The following is a 15,992-nucleotide window of genomic DNA, read 5'->3' as shown; positions in this document are numbered from 1 at the left end:
ACACTCAAGGATTGAATGTGAACACCTCCACCCGCAACGCCCGACTGATCATCAGCGCTCGTCTGGTCTCGGACTTCGGCGCCTTCCTCAACATGGTCGCCCTGGCCACCTACGTCTACCTGCTCAGCAACGGCGCCATGAGCGTGGGGATCTTTCTCGCCAGTCGCGTGGGCGGAGGTATTTTCGCCAGCCTCATCGGCACGACGTTCTATCGTCGCTGGGCCGGGCGCTGGCCGCTGATCGCATTCGACCTGCTGCGTGCTGCGCTTTTGGGTTTGCTGTTGGTACTGCCGGTCACCCAGCAGGCTCTGTTATTACCGTTTATCGCTTTCGGCCTGGGATTCGGCAATTCCATGTTTGCGATCGGCCTCAACAGCCAATTGCCGCACTTGATCGAAGGCGAACACCTGCCCAAGACCAACGCCTGGATCACCTCGGCGTCGTCGGCGGCCATGGTTGGCGGAAGTCTGGTGGCGGGGTTGTTGGTGGCCGCGTTTGGCTTCGAAACAGTGTTTGCGTTGAACGTGGTCACTTATTTGCTGGCCGCGGTGTTCATCGTGCCGCTGCGCTTTTCCAGACCGGCTTTCGAACCCACTCACGAGCACAGTGAATGGTCGGCCCTGCGCCAGGGTTTGCGCAGCACACCCGTGGTAGCCGCGATGCTGGCCGTCACCATGGCCGACACCCTGGGTAGCGCCGCGCACAATGTGGGCTTTCCGATCATTTCAAAACTGCTCACCCCCGAATCCGCCAGTACCACGCTGGGTTTGATGCTGGCGGTCTGGGCCAGTGGCAAACTGATCGGCGCGCGAATCGCCAGTCACCTGCAAGGCTCGGACAATGCACATCTGGTGCGACGATTTTTCTTCGGCGTGTTGCTGATGTCCTGCGGATTCATCCTGATGTTTCAGCAGCAGACGCTCTACGGTTTGCTGTTGTTCTCGTTGCCGGCTGGGTTGGGTGACGGGTTCTCGGAGGTTGGTTTGATGTCGCGCCTGCAACGCGAGCCGGACAACCTGCGCCTGCCGATCTTCAGCGTGTTGACGCTGCTGCAAATGACCGGGTTCGGCATCGGCATGCTGATCGCCGCGCCGTTCTATGCATGGTGGGCGCCGGGGGCCGTGGTGCTGCTGTTCCACGGCATTCCTATCACCACCGTGTTGCTGGTGAAGGGGCTGGCGCTCAGGCGCGGGCAGGTTCGGCGCAACAGCCCGACGCCAGCTCCTTGAGGATCGGGCAGTCGGGGCGATGGTCGCCCTGACAGTGCTCGACCAGGTCTTGCAAGGTGTCGCGCAACTGTCCGAGTTCGCGGATCTTCTGGTTCAGTTCGTCGATGTGCTGACGGGCCAGGGCTTTCACGTCGGCACTGGCGCGTTGGCGGTCCTGCCAGAGGGTCAGCAGTTTGCCGACCTCCTCGAGTGAAAACCCCAGGTCCCGGGAGCGCTTGATGAACGCCAGCGTGTGCAGGTCGTCATCGCCGTAAACCCGGTAGCCGCTGTCGGTACGGTGGGCGGCCTTGAGCAAGCCGATGGACTCGTAATAACGGATCATCTTCGCGCTCAGACCACTGTGGCGGGCTGCTTGGCCGATGTTCATGGATTGTCCTCCAGGTCCTTGGGTTTCCACGTTTTCAACAGTAACGCATTGCTCACCACGCTGACGCTCGACAACGCCATCGCCGCGCCGGCCAGTACCGGGTTGAGAAAGCCGAAAGCGGCCAGCGGAATGCCGATCAGGTTATAAACAAAGGCCCAGAACAAATTCTGCCGGATCTTCGCGTAGGTCTTGCGGCTGATTTCCAGAGCCGCGGGCACCAGCCGTGGATCGCCGCGCATCAAGGTGATGCCGGCCGCGTGCATGGCCACGTCGGTGCCACCGCCCATGGCGATGCCGATATCGGCCGCCGCCAGCGCCGGGGCATCGTTGATGCCGTCGCCGACCATCGCCACCACGCCGGTTTTTTTCAGTGTGGCGACCGTGGCGGCTTTGTCGGCCGGCAGCACTTCGGCGTGCACATCGGTGATGCCCAAGGCTTCGGCAACCACTTTGGCGCTGCCGCGATTATCGCCGGTCAGCAAGTGGCTGCTGATGTGGCGTGCGTTGAGTTGTTGCACCGCTTGCAGGGCGCCGGGCTTGAGGGTGTCGCCGAATGCGAACAGGCCGAGCACTCGAGGTTTGGGGCTTTGTTCAATCAGCCAGGACAGTGTCCGGCCTTCGGTTTCCCAGGCCGTTGCCGAGTCAGCCAAGGGGCCGGCATTCAAACCGCTTTCTTCCAGCATCCGGCGATTGCCCAGCGCCAGGCGACGACCGTCGAGCGTACCGGCGATGCCGCGTCCGGTCAGCGATTGGCTGTCACTGACATCGGCCACGCTCAGGTTGCGTTCGGCGCAGGCGTCCAGAACTGCCTTCGCCAGTGGATGTTCACTGCCACGTTGCAGGGCACCGGCCATTTGCAGCAGGGCGGCTTCGTCATCTTCGATAGCGCTTAGGTGAGCGATGCGTGGGGTGCCCGAGGTCAGCGTGCCGGTCTTGTCGAACACCACGGCGCTGACTTCATGGGCGCGTTCGAGGGCTTCGGCGTCCTTGATCAGGATGCCATAGCGGGCCGCCACCCCCGTGCCGGCCATGATCGCGGTCGGCGTGGCCAGGCCCAATGCGCAAGGGCAAGCGATGACCAGCACCGCGACGGCGTTGATCAGCGCGGTTTCCATCGGCGCACCGTACAACCACCAGCCGATCAGTGTTGCCAATGCGATCAGCAAAACCGTCGGCACAAACACCTGACTGACTTTATCCACCAGTTTCTGAATCGGCGCCTTGGCGGCCTGGGCGTCTTCGACCAGGCGGATGATCCGCGCCAACACGGTTTCCGCGCCCAAGGCCTGGGTGCGAACCAACAACCGACCTTCACCATTGATCGCGCCCCCCGTGACCTTGTCGCCGGGTTGCTTGGGCACCGGCAGGCTTTCGCCGCTGATCAGCGCTTCGTCGGCGTGGCTCTGGCCTTCGACCACTTCACCGTCCACCGGGAAGCGTTCACCGGGTTTGACCAGCACCAGGTCATTGAGGTGCAAAGCGCTGATGGCGACATCCTGCTCGCGGCCATCGATGACTTGAATCGCTCGTTCCGGGCGCAAGGCTTCGAGGGCGCGGATGGCGCTGGCGGTCTGGCGTTTGGCCCGGCTTTCCAGGTATTTGCCCAACAGCACCAGCGCGATCACCACCGCCGACGCTTCGAAATACAGGTGTGGCATGCGCCCGGCCGCGGTGGCCCATTCATAAAGGCTCAAGCCATAACCGGCGCTGGTGCCGAGGGCGACCAGCAAATCCATGTTGCCGGCACCGGCGCGCACGGCTTTCCAGGCGGCGATATAAAAACGCGCGCCGAAAATGAACTGCACCGGTGTGGCCAGCGCAAATTGCACCCAGGCCGGGAGCATCCAGTGCACGCCAAACGGTTGCAGCAGCATCGGCAACACCAGCGGCAAGGCAAGGGCGATGGCCATGATCAATGCCCAACGCTCGCGATGCAGGCGCTGTTGCTGGTTGTCGGTCTGCGGGTGTTCGACTTCCCAGACACTGGCGCTGTAGCCCGCCTTGGTCACGGCGCCGATCAACGTTTGTGGATCGACGTGTCCGAGCAGTTCGAGGTGGGCGCGCTCGTTGGCGAGGTTGACGCTGACGCTTTTCACCCCCGGCACCTTGGCCAGCGCCCGCTCGACACGGCCGACGCACGACGCACAGGTCATGCCGTCGATGCTCAATTCCAGTGTCTGCTGCGGCACGCTGTAACCGGCCTGCTGCACCGCATCCATCAACGCCGGCAGGCTGTCGCTGGGCGCTTGAACTCGAGCCTGCTCGGTAGCGAGGTTGACGCTGACGGCGGAAGCGCCGACGACTTTGCTCAAGGCACGCTCGACACGCCCGGCGCAACTGGCACAGGTCATGCCGGCAATCGGCAGATCGAACGTAATGGATTCGGACATCGGTCGCGCTCCCTGTAGAAGATGTCTACAGGATCAACCTTGCCATGCTGGCAAGGTCAAGCGCCATGTCTCAGATCAAAAGATCGCAGCCTCGTTGCACTCGACAGCTCCTACACGGTTCGTGTTCCTGTAGGAGCTGTCGAGTGCAACGAGGCTGCCTCAATATCCGAGGGCGGCGGGTTTGAGGTACATCCCTTCCGACGTCATCGCAATCCGGAACTTCAACACATCACCGGCCTTGAGCATGATGTTCTGCGAGCCCGGTGCGAGCATCCCCGGGTTGCAGCCCGGAGCCTGGCCCGGCAACAGTTTGAGGCGCAGGGACACATTGCCCGGCGGCAGGTTGAACGAGGTGCTTTGTTCCTGGAACAGCCGCGCCGACAGTTGATCCTGAATGTACACGCCGATCTCGCAGTTGGTCGAGACTTCCAGGCGCTCGCGGGAAATGATCAGAACCCCGTAGTCCTCCCCGGCGGCTTGAACCGAAGGCGTCGCGGCAAATAGGCTGAGGAAGCCAAACAGGCTGAGAGCTGACCAGCGCATGGCTGAATCTCCTGAGGTCGAGTCATTGATGCACGCAGCTTGGCCGAGCGCGACGCCGATTGCCAGCCCGGCAGCGATTTGCAGAACTTGACCTTGCCATGGTGGCAAGCTCGAGACTGTTCGCAACCTCACTCAAGGAGTCATCCCATGCAAGTGTTCAATGTTCAAGGCATGTCCTGCGGTCACTGCGTCAAAGCCATCACTGCGGCGCTGCAAGCCAAGGATCCTGCGGCGAGTGTGCGGGTCGAACTGGCGGCAAAAGAAGTCGGCGTCGAGAGCACGCTGACCGCCGACGAAGTGATCGCGGCGATCACTGAAGAAGGCTATGAGGCAAAACTCGCCTGAGAACCTTGTGGAAGTGAGCAGGCTCGCTCCCACACAAGTTTTGTGTTCATCCAGCGGTTTTTTAATAGTTAGCGACCTAACGGAATGTTCAAGGCGTCCGCGCGCGGCTAAACTGTCGGGCTGCCGACCCCACTGGATGCCTGATGAACTTCCGTACCATTTTGATTCTTGGCGCCCTGAGCGCTTTCGGCCCGCTGGCGATCGATTTCTACCTGCCAGCGTTCCCGGCGATGGCGCTCGCGTTTGGCACCGATGAGAAACATGTCCAGCTGACACTGGCCGCGTATTTCCTTGGTTTGTCCATCGGGCAACTGGCTTACGGCCCGGTCGCGGATCGCTTCGGGCGACGCATTCCTCTGCTGACTGGCGTGGGCTTGTTCACCGCCGCTTCCCTGGCCTGCGCATTCGCGCCGAATCTGGAATGGCTGATGGGCGCGCGATTCATTCAGGCCCTCGGCGGTTGCGCCGGGATGGTGATCTCCCGCGCGGTGGTCAGCGACAAATGCGATGCGGTGGGTTCGGCGAAAGTCTTCTCGCAACTGATGCTGGTGATGGGGCTGGCGCCGATTCTCGCGCCGATGCTGGGTGGGCTGTTGGTCAACACCACGGGTTGGCAGTCAATCTTCCTGGTGCTGACCGGTTTCAGCGCCCTGGCTGGCCTGGCCGTGGCAATCGGTCTGCCGGAAAGCCTGCCCGCCCATGTACCGCGCCAACCGTTGTCTGGGGCGCTGCGTCAGTACGGTCGGCTATTGTCGGATCCGGTGTATCTGGGCCACGCCCTGACCGGCGGCATCGCCATCGCCGGGATGTTTGCCTACATCGCCGGTTCACCGTTCGTCTTCATCAAGCTTTATGGCGTACCGGCCGAACATTTCGGCTGGCTGTTCGGCACCAACGCGGCGGGTTTCATTCTTGTGGCGCAGGTGAACGCACGGCTGCTGGCCAAACGTGGCCCTGCGTTCCTGTTGGTACGTACGGTATGGATCTATCTGGGGGCAGGCCTGACATTGCTCGCCGTCAGTGCACTGCACACCATGCAGCTATGGCCGTTGCTGATCCCACTGTTTATCTGCATCGCCAGCCTCGGCTGCATCCTCCCGAATGCCTCGGCCTGCGCCATGAACGGGCAGGGCGCTCGTGCCGGCAGTGCGTCGGCGATGCTCGGTTGCCTGCAATTCAGCGTCGCCGCCGGTGCGGCAGCGTTGGTCGGTGTCTTGCATGATGGCAGCGCCGTGCCGATGGCAATGGTCATCAGCCTGTGCGGGATTCTGGTGGTGAGCGCGGCGATGCTCACCCGGCGTTTGCAAAATGCCCGGGCACTGGCGCAAGCCCAGGTCTGAGGAGGGCCTCAGCCAGCGGCGCGTTGCTGGCGGTCGGGAATCTGATGCGGCGCGAGCAAGCGCGCTTCGAGGGTGCGGGTGAAGGCGAGGGCTTCGGCTTCGCTGCGAAAGGTCACGGAATGTTGGTCCAGACGGACCTGCCACTGGGATTTTGCCACTTCTTTTATCAGGATCTTCATTGCTGATCTCTCCTCTCGTAAAAGATGTTGCGTAACGAATTGCATCGTAGAGGAGACGATTGTAGACCTGAATACGATCACTATTATGACGGAGGTCAACTCTCGGACTGACGGTGTCGTCTTTTCGGGACGACACTTGTGTCAGTGTGTTTCAGAATCCTTCGAGCACAATCTTGCCCTTGGCTTTGCCGCTCTCCAGCAGCTCATGGGCGCGACGCAGGTTGGCTGCGTTGATCGTGCCGAAATGCTCGCCGACCGTGGTTTTCAGTGTTCCGGCATCGATCAGCTCGGCCACGCGGTTGAGCAGTTTGTGTTGCTCGATCATGTCGGCGGTTTCGAACAGCGAGCGGGTGTACATGAACTCCCAATGCAACGACAAGCTCTTGCGCTTGAGTTTGGTCACGTCCAGCGCCTTCGGATCATCGATCAGCGCCAGTTTGCCCTGAGGCGCCAGCGCCTCGACCAATTGATCCAGATGCTGATCGGTCTGGGTCAGGCTGGCGACGTGGGTCACCTGGTCCACGCCTGCGCGTTTCAGTTCTTCGCTCAGCGGCTTGCTGTGATCGATCACCAGATCGGCCCCCAACTCGCGCACCCAGCTCTGGGTTTGCGCACGGGAAGCGGTGCCGATGACCTTCAGCCCGGTGAGCTGGCTGGCCAGTTGCGTCAGGATCGACCCGACACCGCCCGCCGCACCGACGATCAGCAGGCTCTGGCTTTCATCGGTTTTGCCTTCACGCACTTGCAGGCGTTCGAAGAGCAGCTCCCATGCGGTGATGGCGGTCAACGGCAGCGCGGCGGCTTCGGCGAAACCGAGGGACTTGGGCATATGGCCGACGATTCGCTCGTCCACCACGTGCAGTTCGCTGTTGCCGCCGGCGCGGGCGATGGAGCCAGCGTAAAACACTTTGTCGCCAGCCTTGAACAGCGTGACATCGCTGCCGACGGCCTTGACCACACCGGCCACGTCCCAGCCCAGCACTTTCGCTGCGCCGTCTTCAGGCTGGACGTTCTGGCGGACCTTGGTGTCGACTGGGTTGACCGAGATGGCTTTGACTTCGACCAGCAGATCACGTGGTCCGGCAACCGGTTCTGCAAGCTCGATGTCTTGCAGGGAGTTCGCGTCGCTGATCGGCAACGAGGCGTAATAGGCGATGGCTTTCATGTAGGGCTCCTGAACAGTAATAAAAGAAGGGATCAAGCCACGGTGCGCAGGCGCTTGAGTTCGAAGTGCTCGAGAAACTCGCCGGCCTTGGCGCGGAAGTTCTGGATGTGCGCGCTGTCGTCGTGGGCTTGCAGGGCTTCGTCGCTGCTCCAGTGTTCAATCATGTAGAAGGCCAGTGGATTGGCCAGGTCCTGATGCAGATCGTATTGGCCACAACCGGCCTCGGCGCGGGTCGGTTCCAGCAGTGCACGCAGGTGCTGTTCAAGGGCGTCCTGCTGGCCGGGTTTGGCAATGAGGGTCGCAATGGCGGTAAAAGGCTGGGACATGGTCGGGCTCCGGGAGCGGGATGATTTCGATGGGACAGATGATTGGCTATTTCTCTGCAAGATAAAACCCGCTAAAAGAGCAGTCTCTTTCAATATTTTTTTGATAATCAGGGCTGAAAATGCTGCGTTTCGATGATTTGCAGTTGTTCGTGCGTGCCGCTGACCTCGGCAGTCTTTCAGCGGCGGCGCGGGTGATGGATATGTCCGCGGCGGTGGCCAGCGCGGCGCTTAAACGTATCGAACAACAATTGGGCGCACGCTTGCTTGCCCGCTCAACGCGCAGCTTGCGGCTGACCGCCGAAGGCGAGGGTTTTCTGGAGTACGCCCGTGCGGCCCTGAGCAATCTGGATGAAGGGCGCCGCTTGCTGGCCAGCGGACAGGACCAGGTCAGCGGGATTTTGCAGTTGTCGGCACCTTCGGATTTTGGCCGCAACCTGTTGCTGCCGTGGCTCGACGAGTTCCAGCGGGAGCATCCCAGGTTGACCGTGCGCCTGTTGTTGGGTGATCGCATCGCCGACCTGTTCCGCCAACCGGTCGATATCGCCCTGCGCTACGGCGAGCCGGAAGACTCAAGTCTGGTGGCGTTGCCCATCGCGGCGCAAAACCGCCGCGTGCTGTGTGCCGCTCCTGCTTATTTGGCCAGGCATGGCGAACCGCGCCACCTGGAGCAACTGGCCCAGCACAATTGTTTGTTATTCATGCTCGGCAGCCGGGTCCATGACCGCTGGAGTTTCCACGACGGCAAACGCGAGGTCGGCCTGACGGTCAGCGGTGATCGCTTCAGCGACGATGCCGATGTCGTTCGGCTGTGGGCGATTGCGGGCGCCGGAATTGCCTACAAGTCCTGGCTCGATGTCGCCGCCGATGTGCTCGCCGGTCGCTTGAAAGTGTTGATGCCGGAGCTCCTCTGCGAACGCGCACCGCTGAATCTGCTGTGCGCCCATCGCGCACAATTGAGTAAGCCTGTGAACCTTTTGCGCGAAATGCTTGCCAGCCGATGCGCTCATCTGGGCAGTCAATTTCCGGGTATTTCGAGCATCGATCATTAGTCGCAGGCAAATAGCGAAATTTCTGTCAGGAACTATCACCACCCACGCTTTCCAGAAGGCAGGAACCGTCGGTCAACCCGCTTATACTAGCGCCCGCCTCGTGTACGCACGGTCGATCTCGCCAAGGCGGTGGCCCCACAGTCAATCACCGACCTTCGTCCTGCCTGTGAAGCAGTGGCATGGGTGAGTGGGGGCTTTGTCCGGCTGACGGCGATTTTTGCTTCTTGGCCGACGACACATTACTGGTCAAGATGTCTCTGAGCAGCAGACGAAACGATTCAACAGGGAGTGAATACTGCTGTTCTGGATCCTTCTTAACTGTTACTTGGAGTATTCCTGAACGTATTCAAGAAGTTATATGAGGAAATCTTTTTAGCTTTTTAAGCGTTTTCCCCGCCTCTGGTTGGCCGACTCCACGGTATTGACCATCCATTTTCACTTGATCTGACAGAGCATTTCCGTAGGACTTTACCAATAGCATCGTAGGCGTGACTTGCCAAACATAGGCCGCTTGCGCTGCTTATGCTGTCCAGGTATTCACCTACAAATTTCTGCTACCAGCGGAAAACGAGTATCAGTTAAAACCCTATTTCAGCAAGCTCCTTTCGGATCCTGTCAAACAGATCCTCCTTGGTGACATCCTCGTTTGATGTGAGGTATCCAGCGAAGATTATGCTCATTGGATGAATCCCGAGAATATCTGCCATCTGCTCGATTTTGTCTATTGACGCACTGCCTCTTCCTGCTTCCAGGTTGCTGATGTACGGCTGGCTTGGGCCTAAGCTTTCCTGTGGGATGTTTTTCTTAAGTCGATATGCCTTAACGCAGGTGCCAATTGCCCGTTTGAGTTCCAGTCGCATGAGTACTTCTCGCAAAAGGAACGATAAGGCCGGTCAAAGCAGTTTTGTTCTATACTCAGCACAGTATAATTTAACGGTCATTCCGATTTTTCGGTGGTGGGACTTCATCTTTTACAGATGTTGCGAGATCGATACGTCTATGAAAACGAAATCAGCACGTTTGCCCGCATGTATCGAATTGCCGGAATGCACGTTGCTTGAAAATGGAACGTGTTTTGTCCGCTTGCGAACGCTTGATGAGCTCGATGTGTTTTGGAGTAAGCATCGGGATAGATTTGCCTTTGCCTGTGAGGGACACACCTCCAATGATCCAAGTTTTTTACACGAGTATGAATGGGTATTTGGCGCTTCTAAGGCAGCAGTGGTTCGCACGGTGTTGCGGTGGGGACAGTCAGGAATCGTTTGCGAATTCTATGACTGGGCGAAGCATGATCCTCAAATGCACGAAATATTTTTCTTGGATCGTAATGCAAACCGCGATTACATGATTGAAAAGGGCATTTGGTCAGCAAAGAACGAAGCGGATTTTCGCGCTGATTGCGTTCGTCGATCTGTGGAGTCATACCGCGGATGGTGGCGTTTTTGCAATCTGCCCAATGGGTACAGTTCTAACGAATGGCTTAATGGCAGCCGGGGTCACCGGGAATTGATTGACCCTCACATGGCCTATCAGGATGTTGCTACCGAACTCCAAGAACAAACGTTCGATGACTGGCGACTATCCGATTTTTGTGAGCTCGAATCCCACAATGGTGAGAGCATCGACGAGCTTCTCCAGTATTGGAAGAATGAGCGTGCTAAAGGAGAAGGTTATTATGGTGACGAAAACGTATCCCCTGCGTGTACGTCCCCCTCCACGTCTGACTAGCGGAGACCGCTTTGTAAAGTTGACTGCCCGTCGTGACGGGCAACTGTCGAGCCATTGCAGTCGGTCGTCACCGGCAGAAATTGGCCTAGTGCCTTTGGTCACGACATACGACTTTAGATGCTCACGGCGCCTTAGGATATTCCTTGAGTCCTTGTTCTAGTCTTTCAATGGTTTCCGCGGCCACGGCTAAACCTACGAATTTTTTTGACCACTGCAAAGTTCAGAGACGTTCAATTTGACCAGTGGATCGTCCACTTTGGCGATGTTGGACAAGATTTCTCAATACGTGCTTACTGACATGATCGCACCATCGTCTAGTTCGATGAATAGTACAAAGTTGAAAACTTTGTTGGTCTTGGAAGTCCTCTAGCAAAGCCCAAGGGCGGAACGCGCAACATTGAATGAAATTCAGTTTGGGTTGTGGCAAGCTTCTTAGATTACTATCGATGGGCACAAAAGTATTGGACGGATGGAGATTTTCTGTTTGGGAAGTCAAAATCAGAGCAATGATTGCTCTCGAAAGTATCCATGTTTTAGGTGATGCCACACATGCGGCTGTATGGTCTATGCTGATATAAAAATGGCGAGGGGGTTTGCGTGCCTAGCAACAACTTCGCAGTGATCGCATAGAAGTTTTCTTTACAAGGGGGGCGCATAATGCTCGATTCAGTAGGGATTTTTGTATTTAACCTTCTACGAACCGCTTACGCGGCGCTACTCTCCTCATCTCTATTGTTTTTCCTGCTGTTGTTAGTCTCGAAACTCCCCTTTGCAGAGATTCTGTTTTTGGGTGAGGACGGAATGCTTATGATCGTTGGCATTCTGGTGTATACGCTTACTGCGATAGTGACACTGAGAGCGCTAGTCCGAACTTTTCCGTTACGAGCCGATTTAAAGCCTAGGTATGTAATTATTGGGGCGATAATGTCAACGATTTTATTGTGCTTTGCGCCCCTCGCCAGCTTGATTTTTGAGGAGGAAAGCAGGCCAGCTAACTTCGATGTGACAATAGAAGGGCTTAATGGGGATCAAGCTAAAGTGTTAGCCGCCGCTGCCCCATTGGGGGTTTCCATATTTATTGGGCTTTCGCGATTTGGCGCTGGCATAGTTCTAATTTATCTGACGTATTTTTTAATTTTCATTTTGATTTTTCCACTTGTTGCTATGCTCTACATCCATATTAGAAGACGAACTCCGAGAAAAATTATTCTATTTCTGCGTAGATTCGGCGGACCGGCGGATGTGGCACTAATGTCGGCACTAATGCGTGCAGCTCCAAAGGGCGCGCAAGTTGCACTGATTGCTTCGCCTGGCTCAAAGACGACATCGTGGGATCCGATGGTACTGATATTCGCTGGTTTTCGCTGGATGCGCCCGTGGTCGAACTTGCCAGTTTATTTGCGATCAAGCGACGCACAATGGAAAGACAATGTAGCTCACTGGATATCCTTAAGTGACGTGATCGTATTTGATGGATCTGATCTTTCAGTATCAATGGCCGCGGAGTGGGCGATGATCAAGAGTAAGAGGGCTGAGCCACGTACCATAGTAATGAGCAATGCCAATGAGAATTTTCAGGCGCCCATCAAGCCCGGCGAGGGGGGCACGGCCATAGAGTATCGTCTTAGCTGGCTAGCAGCGATTCGGCGCTTGCTCATTGGATCTTTTATCCTAGCGATCGCCGGATATTTTGCATTCGATATTGGTGGAGTGGGAATCGCCTTGCTTTTGATACTGGTAACAGTACCTACATTTCTACATCGCTCACTTGCTACATGCTCAATCTTAGAGCTTCAGACAATTGTCTCCAGCAAGCTCAGTCATTCTCAGCAAGCGGATGTGCAAACATAAGATGTTGCTATCAGAGATCGGAACAGTTCGATTTCCCTTGTTTCCGAACGTGGGGCAGTATCGCGCTTAGAAAGACGCTCTCGTTGCACGCGCATGCGGAACAGGCTTGTCGACGTTAGTCTGCGACTTTTTCGTAGTTGCCGGTTTCAGTGCACGCGTACTCCAACGTCGAATTTCGTTGGGAAGTGCGCGGTGTCAACTTGCTTTCTGGCCACGGCCTCTCCCAACTCGCGTAACTTGGCGAGGTTTTCGGGTTTGTCCATCTCCTGCATGCTGGCTAAGTACGAGGCGTCCGCTTGGATGCCAATATCCGCTTGGTCGAACCAATCCTGCGTGAACAGAGCGTTGTAACGATGATAGGTAAGCAGGCCGTCACCGCCGCCCAGGACTGGCCCGGCAAGCCCCGCCACGCGATCGATGAGGCGCGCCGTTGGCGTGGGTGCCGAGATCCATTGCAGCACTGTCTCTACTAGATCGCCGCAGTCCTCCATGAGATTCTTCAATGCCAGCAGGCCTTGGACCGCTGCTGCGTCGGTAAGCTTACTAGAGACCTTGACGGAGGCATCCGCTTTGCCGGTGCCCACAGAAACTAGCAGCAACTTGTCGGGCCCAGCCTCCCAGCCAAACTTGTAGCCCTCCATTGTTGCGGCCATCAGGGCCTGCAGTGACGGGTTATTGTGTGGGCTACACCCTCCGTCGATGAATAGGCCCACTGTGTCCGCTCGATCCTTGGATTCATTGGAATGAATTTGGATCTCCTCTCCTTCGAAGAAGGTTGGCGCCGCCGTACTGGCACGCACCACTTGCCACAATGGGTATTCACCGTTGGGGATAGTCTGAGGGTTATCCGGGTTGGGAGCAAAGTACTTGGCCTTTGGGTTGTTGGTCATCACCCAAGTGCTTCCGGTGTCCAGCCGTTTGGCGACTACGAGCAGGCCAGTATGGAACTTAGCGTCTTTCAACATGGCTGTACCTAGCACGTCACTCAGCGCATCAGCTACCGCTTTGGCGTCATACATCTGACGTGCGAAGCCTCGTCGCCAGAAGCTGCGTTTGAAGACTTTATCGCCGAGGTCGCAGTAGTGTTTATCGATCTCGTCGACAGTCATGCCCAACGATAGCCCCGCCGCGATGATGGCGCCGGTGGAGGTGCCGGCGATAAGGTCGAAGTAGTCACTGAGGAGCATCTTTTCATCGTCGAAGCGCTGCCTTAGTAGCGACTCGATCTTCCTCAGTACCTGTATAGTCATCACGCCACGCAGTCCGCCGCCGTCGAGGGAAAGGATGCGTTTGGGCGTGCCATCGGCTTCTAGGTGATCGGCGAAGGCGCGGTAGCTCATAAAATCTCCATACGGGGTTGATAATGCTCTCGGATCAACTTGATGCGAGCGGGCGACAATCGATTAATTCTATATATATACCACCGGCTTTCTGTGCAAGTTTCAGCATGCCGGCAGTGCCGTCAAGGGACTTGTCGTCTTTGTTGTGGTCCCACAGAATAAGCAGTGTGATGCGGTCGGCGCCCCAGGCTTGGGCCTGGTGCAGCATCCAGCGGTTTCCACGCGACCAAGCCGTCATCATAGGGCGTGCGCCTAGCCACTGAGGCAGCCCGCCGTTATTGCTGAGCACGAATGTTTGGTTGCGCGGATGGGTGTTGGTCAAGTCAAAGAAGCGGTTGCGCCAGTCATCGTGATCCTTGAATACTTCTCGAGCAACGGCCTCACGCTGCATGGGTAGGCATATCCATGTGGCTAGATTAAGCGTCTTACAGGTCTCAAGTGCCAGTATGTCCGCCCCTGGTGCAGCAGATACCAGAACTTCAATTTGGTCGCCTTCGTTCTTGAGCTTCACCAAGGCCGCCTCAATCAGATCACGAGCCCGATCTTGTGCACTGCAGGGAAAACGCGGAACGGTCGGCGGTGGTTCTTTGGGATCTACCTTGTGGCCGCTGAAGACCACAAGGTGACGCCTCTTTTGTGATAAGTCCTTTACTTCGTGGGTTGGCGAAAACGGCCCGTCGAATTCCTCAATCACAGCGCGCGCGGCCGCTGCCCCGATGTCGAGCTGTTCAAACAGCATCAGTTGACCGCGCGCGGAGTCCCAAAAGAAGTTGTCCCGTGGCGCGGAGCGCCCCTTCCAACGGCCAGAATCCTTCGGTGAGACACCGTCTTCTGGCACGCTGTGGCGATATGCATCCACCACGGCAGACATGTCGGCCTCAGGTGAGTCGTACACATGCTCTAGGAACACTAGGTCCGCGCTGCTGATCTGCGCCCACCTGCGATCCTTGTTTTCCTTAGTGGCGAGTGCATTCTCTATCGATAGACGTACTACCTGTCTCAGGGCAGTCAACTCCTCTTTGAGATCCTCGATGAAGCGCCGAGCTTGCTTCTCACCGCTAAAGAGGTTTCTGAAGCGCATATGGCCAGACAAGGCAAGCAAGATGTGCCCCATCTGCAAGGCGGCCAACGCGGGGAAGAAGTTATTGAGGTCGACCTTGTGGGCGGCTCGGTAAGCCTCGTAAGCCTGTTTGGCTTTGAGGTCGATAGCGCACTCGCGTCTTTGCTCAACGGTTGGCAGCTTCTCGAAAGTAATCCGCCACAAAGTCTTCAGATTGCGACCCTGAAGCGCCAGCGCCTCGGACTTGTGCGCTGGCGAGATGCCTCCGCGCTGCAGCACCCGCATGATCGCTTGGTTTGAGCTCTGGAGTTGAACCGGGTCCTCGGTCTGTCGAAAAAGACGCTCATAAAGGTTGGCAAGCGCGAGGTTAGCATCAAGGTCCTGCTCGGCGAAACGCCGTACAGTTTCCCAAGTGGCAATCGCGGCTTGATAGTCCTTCAGCACCCATTGAGCCCAGCCGATGAGCTTGAGCCCTTCTCGCTGAAAGAGTTCTCCGCGTACATCTTCTGCTAGCAGTCGCAGCCAGCCCCTGTCGGCACGCGCTTCGGCATGTTCCACCTCTTCGATAAAGGTCAGCGGCACTGCCGCGACGCTGTTGACGTCGGCTTCCGGTAATTCCGGCATCATTAGGAAAATGGGGCTATCGGTCTCGCGCCCGCGTGCCAGCGAGGACTTAATTGCGGCGATGAGGTCATCCAAGGCTTCTCCTGGCTCCGCCAATTCATAAGACGTGTATCGCGCACCAGTGATATCAAAGGGCGTAGCGTCGGCTGATGGTCTGCCCTTAATCAGCACGGTATGCTTCTTACGCAAGGCATGGCGCGCACCCAATTCGTAGAATACGTTGGGGTTGTGTACCGTAATGTCGCAGATAACAAGGTCAGCTTTGAGGATGAATTCGAACATATCCTTGTGGACGGCTCCTGCATCCACAACCCTTACTGTCGTGCCGCCAATCAACTCGCACTTCTCCAAGGCCGGCGTAATGAGCGCCGCGTCTACCTTGTCAAAGTCAATTTCCAAACCATGGGAGTCCTTCTTCTTCCCGAAACCCCGAATTACAAAACAGTCCATGGAGGC

Annotated in this window: 15 protein-coding genes; 6 read left to right on the top strand and 9 right to left on the bottom strand. The window is 57.3% G+C overall.

Features of this window, described 5'->3' with window-relative positions; genetic code table 11:
- Window positions 1-17: 17 nt before the first annotated feature.
- Window positions 18-1,229 (top strand): MFS transporter, encoded by a 1,212-nt coding sequence (locus BLQ41_RS01425; protein ID WP_090175936.1) that lies wholly within the window; start codon window positions 18-20, stop codon window positions 1,227-1,229.
- Here BLQ41_RS01425 and cueR read toward each other — a convergent pair.
- From cueR to BLQ41_RS01410, 3 genes are all read right to left on the bottom strand, one after another.
- Window positions 1,183-1,596 (bottom strand): Cu(I)-responsive transcriptional regulator, encoded by a 414-nt coding sequence (gene cueR, locus BLQ41_RS01420; protein WP_090175934.1) that lies wholly within the window; start codon window positions 1,594-1,596, stop codon window positions 1,183-1,185. The genes BLQ41_RS01425 and cueR overlap by 47 nt on opposite strands.
- Window positions 1,593-3,986: a heavy metal translocating P-type ATPase gene (locus BLQ41_RS01415; RefSeq protein WP_090175932.1), complete on the bottom strand. Its 2,394-nt coding sequence runs from the start codon at window positions 3,984-3,986 to the stop codon at window positions 1,593-1,595. The genes cueR and BLQ41_RS01415 overlap by 4 nt, the downstream gene beginning before the upstream one ends.
- A gap of 159 nt (window positions 3,987-4,145) precedes the next feature.
- Window positions 4,146-4,529: a hypothetical protein gene (locus tag BLQ41_RS01410; protein ID WP_090175930.1), complete on the bottom strand. Its 384-nt coding sequence runs from the start codon at window positions 4,527-4,529 to the stop codon at window positions 4,146-4,148.
- Between the two features lie 147 nt (window positions 4,530-4,676).
- Here BLQ41_RS01410 and BLQ41_RS01405 point away from each other — a divergent pair, with 147 nt between their 5' ends.
- Window positions 4,677-4,874, top strand: a complete 198-nt coding sequence (locus tag BLQ41_RS01405; protein WP_090175928.1) for a cation transporter — start codon at window positions 4,677-4,679, stop codon at window positions 4,872-4,874.
- 143 nt (window positions 4,875-5,017) lie between these two features.
- On the top strand, window positions 5,018-6,214 hold the full coding sequence (locus BLQ41_RS01400) for a multidrug effflux MFS transporter (protein ID WP_090175926.1): 1,197 nt from the start codon (window positions 5,018-5,020) through the stop codon (window positions 6,212-6,214).
- Between the two features lie 8 nt (window positions 6,215-6,222).
- Here BLQ41_RS01400 and BLQ41_RS30620 read toward each other — a convergent pair whose 3' ends face one another.
- The 3 genes from BLQ41_RS30620 to BLQ41_RS01390 form a co-directional block, all read right to left on the bottom strand.
- Window positions 6,223-6,393 carry a hypothetical protein gene (locus tag BLQ41_RS30620; protein ID WP_167360467.1) on the bottom strand — a complete coding sequence of 57 codons (171 nt, stop codon included), beginning with the start codon at window positions 6,391-6,393 and terminating at the stop codon, window positions 6,223-6,225.
- Between the two features lie 151 nt (window positions 6,394-6,544).
- On the bottom strand, window positions 6,545-7,558 hold the full coding sequence (locus BLQ41_RS01395) for a zinc-binding alcohol dehydrogenase family protein (protein WP_090175924.1): 1,014 nt from the start codon (window positions 7,556-7,558) through the stop codon (window positions 6,545-6,547).
- Between the two features lie 32 nt (window positions 7,559-7,590).
- Window positions 7,591-7,884: a putative quinol monooxygenase gene (locus BLQ41_RS01390; protein ID WP_090175922.1), complete on the bottom strand. Its 294-nt coding sequence runs from the start codon at window positions 7,882-7,884 to the stop codon at window positions 7,591-7,593.
- A gap of 119 nt (window positions 7,885-8,003) precedes the next feature.
- Here BLQ41_RS01390 and BLQ41_RS01385 point away from each other — a divergent pair, with 119 nt between their 5' ends.
- Complete coding sequence (locus BLQ41_RS01385) at window positions 8,004-8,933, top strand: LysR family transcriptional regulator (protein WP_090175919.1); 930 nt, start codon at window positions 8,004-8,006, stop codon at window positions 8,931-8,933.
- A 578-nt stretch (window positions 8,934-9,511) separates the two neighbouring features.
- On the opposite strand, the gene BLQ41_RS01380 is transcribed toward BLQ41_RS01385, so the two are convergent.
- Window positions 9,512-9,793 (bottom strand): helix-turn-helix domain-containing protein, encoded by a 282-nt coding sequence (locus BLQ41_RS01380; protein WP_090175917.1) that lies wholly within the window; start codon window positions 9,791-9,793, stop codon window positions 9,512-9,514.
- 139 nt (window positions 9,794-9,932) lie between these two features.
- Here BLQ41_RS01380 and BLQ41_RS30400 point away from each other — a divergent pair, with 139 nt between their 5' ends.
- Together BLQ41_RS30400 and BLQ41_RS01370 are read left to right on the top strand one after the other, a co-directional pair.
- Window positions 9,933-10,661 carry a hypothetical protein gene (locus tag BLQ41_RS30400; RefSeq protein ID WP_157694994.1) on the top strand — a complete coding sequence of 243 codons (729 nt, stop codon included), beginning with the start codon at window positions 9,933-9,935 and terminating at the stop codon, window positions 10,659-10,661.
- A gap of 657 nt (window positions 10,662-11,318) precedes the next feature.
- A complete protein-coding gene (locus tag BLQ41_RS01370) occupies window positions 11,319-12,512 on the top strand; it encodes a hypothetical protein (protein ID WP_090175913.1) in 1,194 nt (397 codons plus the stop codon).
- A 146-nt stretch (window positions 12,513-12,658) separates the two neighbouring features.
- Here the strand turns inward: BLQ41_RS01370 and BLQ41_RS01365 are convergent, their stop codons facing one another.
- Together BLQ41_RS01365 and BLQ41_RS01360 are read right to left on the bottom strand one after the other, a co-directional pair.
- Window positions 12,659-13,852 carry a patatin-like phospholipase family protein gene (locus BLQ41_RS01365; RefSeq protein WP_090175911.1) on the bottom strand — a complete coding sequence of 398 codons (1,194 nt, stop codon included), beginning with the start codon at window positions 13,850-13,852 and terminating at the stop codon, window positions 12,659-12,661.
- Window positions 13,853-13,886: 34 nt separating this feature from the next.
- The gene (locus BLQ41_RS01360; protein WP_090175909.1) at window positions 13,887-15,986 is read right to left on the bottom strand and encodes a tetratricopeptide repeat-containing protein; all 2,100 of its coding nucleotides are present in this window, start codon (window positions 15,984-15,986) and stop codon (window positions 13,887-13,889) included.
- Between the last annotated feature and the right edge of the window lie 6 nt (window positions 15,987-15,992).

The sequence above is a fragment of the Pseudomonas arsenicoxydans genome (assembly GCF_900103875.1).
In the GTDB taxonomy this organism is placed as follows: Bacteria; Pseudomonadota; Gammaproteobacteria; order Pseudomonadales; family Pseudomonadaceae; genus Aquipseudomonas; species Aquipseudomonas arsenicoxydans.
The sequence above is the reverse complement of the archived record's forward strand: the minus strand, read 5'-3'. Positions and strand labels throughout refer to the sequence as shown.

Coding starts and splice junctions, on each gene's coding strand:
- BLQ41_RS01415 (WP_090175932.1), bottom strand. CDS start 3,986: ATGTCCGAATCCATTACGTTCGATCTGCCGATTGCCGGCATGACCTGT.
- BLQ41_RS01365 (WP_090175911.1), bottom strand. CDS start 13,852: ATGAGCTACCGCGCCTTCGCCGATCACCTAGAAGCCGATGGCACGCCC.
- BLQ41_RS01395 (WP_090175924.1), bottom strand. CDS start 7,558: ATGAAAGCCATCGCCTATTACGCCTCGTTGCCGATCAGCGACGCGAAC.
- BLQ41_RS01400 (WP_090175926.1), top strand. CDS start 5,018: ATGAACTTCCGTACCATTTTGATTCTTGGCGCCCTGAGCGCTTTCGGC.
- cueR (WP_090175934.1), bottom strand. CDS start 1,596: ATGAACATCGGCCAAGCAGCCCGCCACAGTGGTCTGAGCGCGAAGATG.
- BLQ41_RS01390 (WP_090175922.1), bottom strand. CDS start 7,884: ATGTCCCAGCCTTTTACCGCCATTGCGACCCTCATTGCCAAACCCGGC.
- BLQ41_RS01385 (WP_090175919.1), top strand. CDS start 8,004: ATGCTGCGTTTCGATGATTTGCAGTTGTTCGTGCGTGCCGCTGACCTC.
- BLQ41_RS01370 (WP_090175913.1), top strand. CDS start 11,319: ATGCTCGATTCAGTAGGGATTTTTGTATTTAACCTTCTACGAACCGCT.
- BLQ41_RS01410 (WP_090175930.1), bottom strand. CDS start 4,529: ATGCGCTGGTCAGCTCTCAGCCTGTTTGGCTTCCTCAGCCTATTTGCC.
- BLQ41_RS01405 (WP_090175928.1), top strand. CDS start 4,677: ATGCAAGTGTTCAATGTTCAAGGCATGTCCTGCGGTCACTGCGTCAAA.
- BLQ41_RS30400 (WP_157694994.1), top strand. CDS start 9,933: ATGAAAACGAAATCAGCACGTTTGCCCGCATGTATCGAATTGCCGGAA.
- BLQ41_RS01360 (WP_090175909.1), bottom strand. CDS start 15,986: ATGGACTGTTTTGTAATTCGGGGTTTCGGGAAGAAGAAGGACTCCCAT.
- BLQ41_RS30620 (WP_167360467.1), bottom strand. CDS start 6,393: ATGAAGATCCTGATAAAAGAAGTGGCAAAATCCCAGTGGCAGGTCCGT.
- BLQ41_RS01380 (WP_090175917.1), bottom strand. CDS start 9,793: ATGCGACTGGAACTCAAACGGGCAATTGGCACCTGCGTTAAGGCATAT.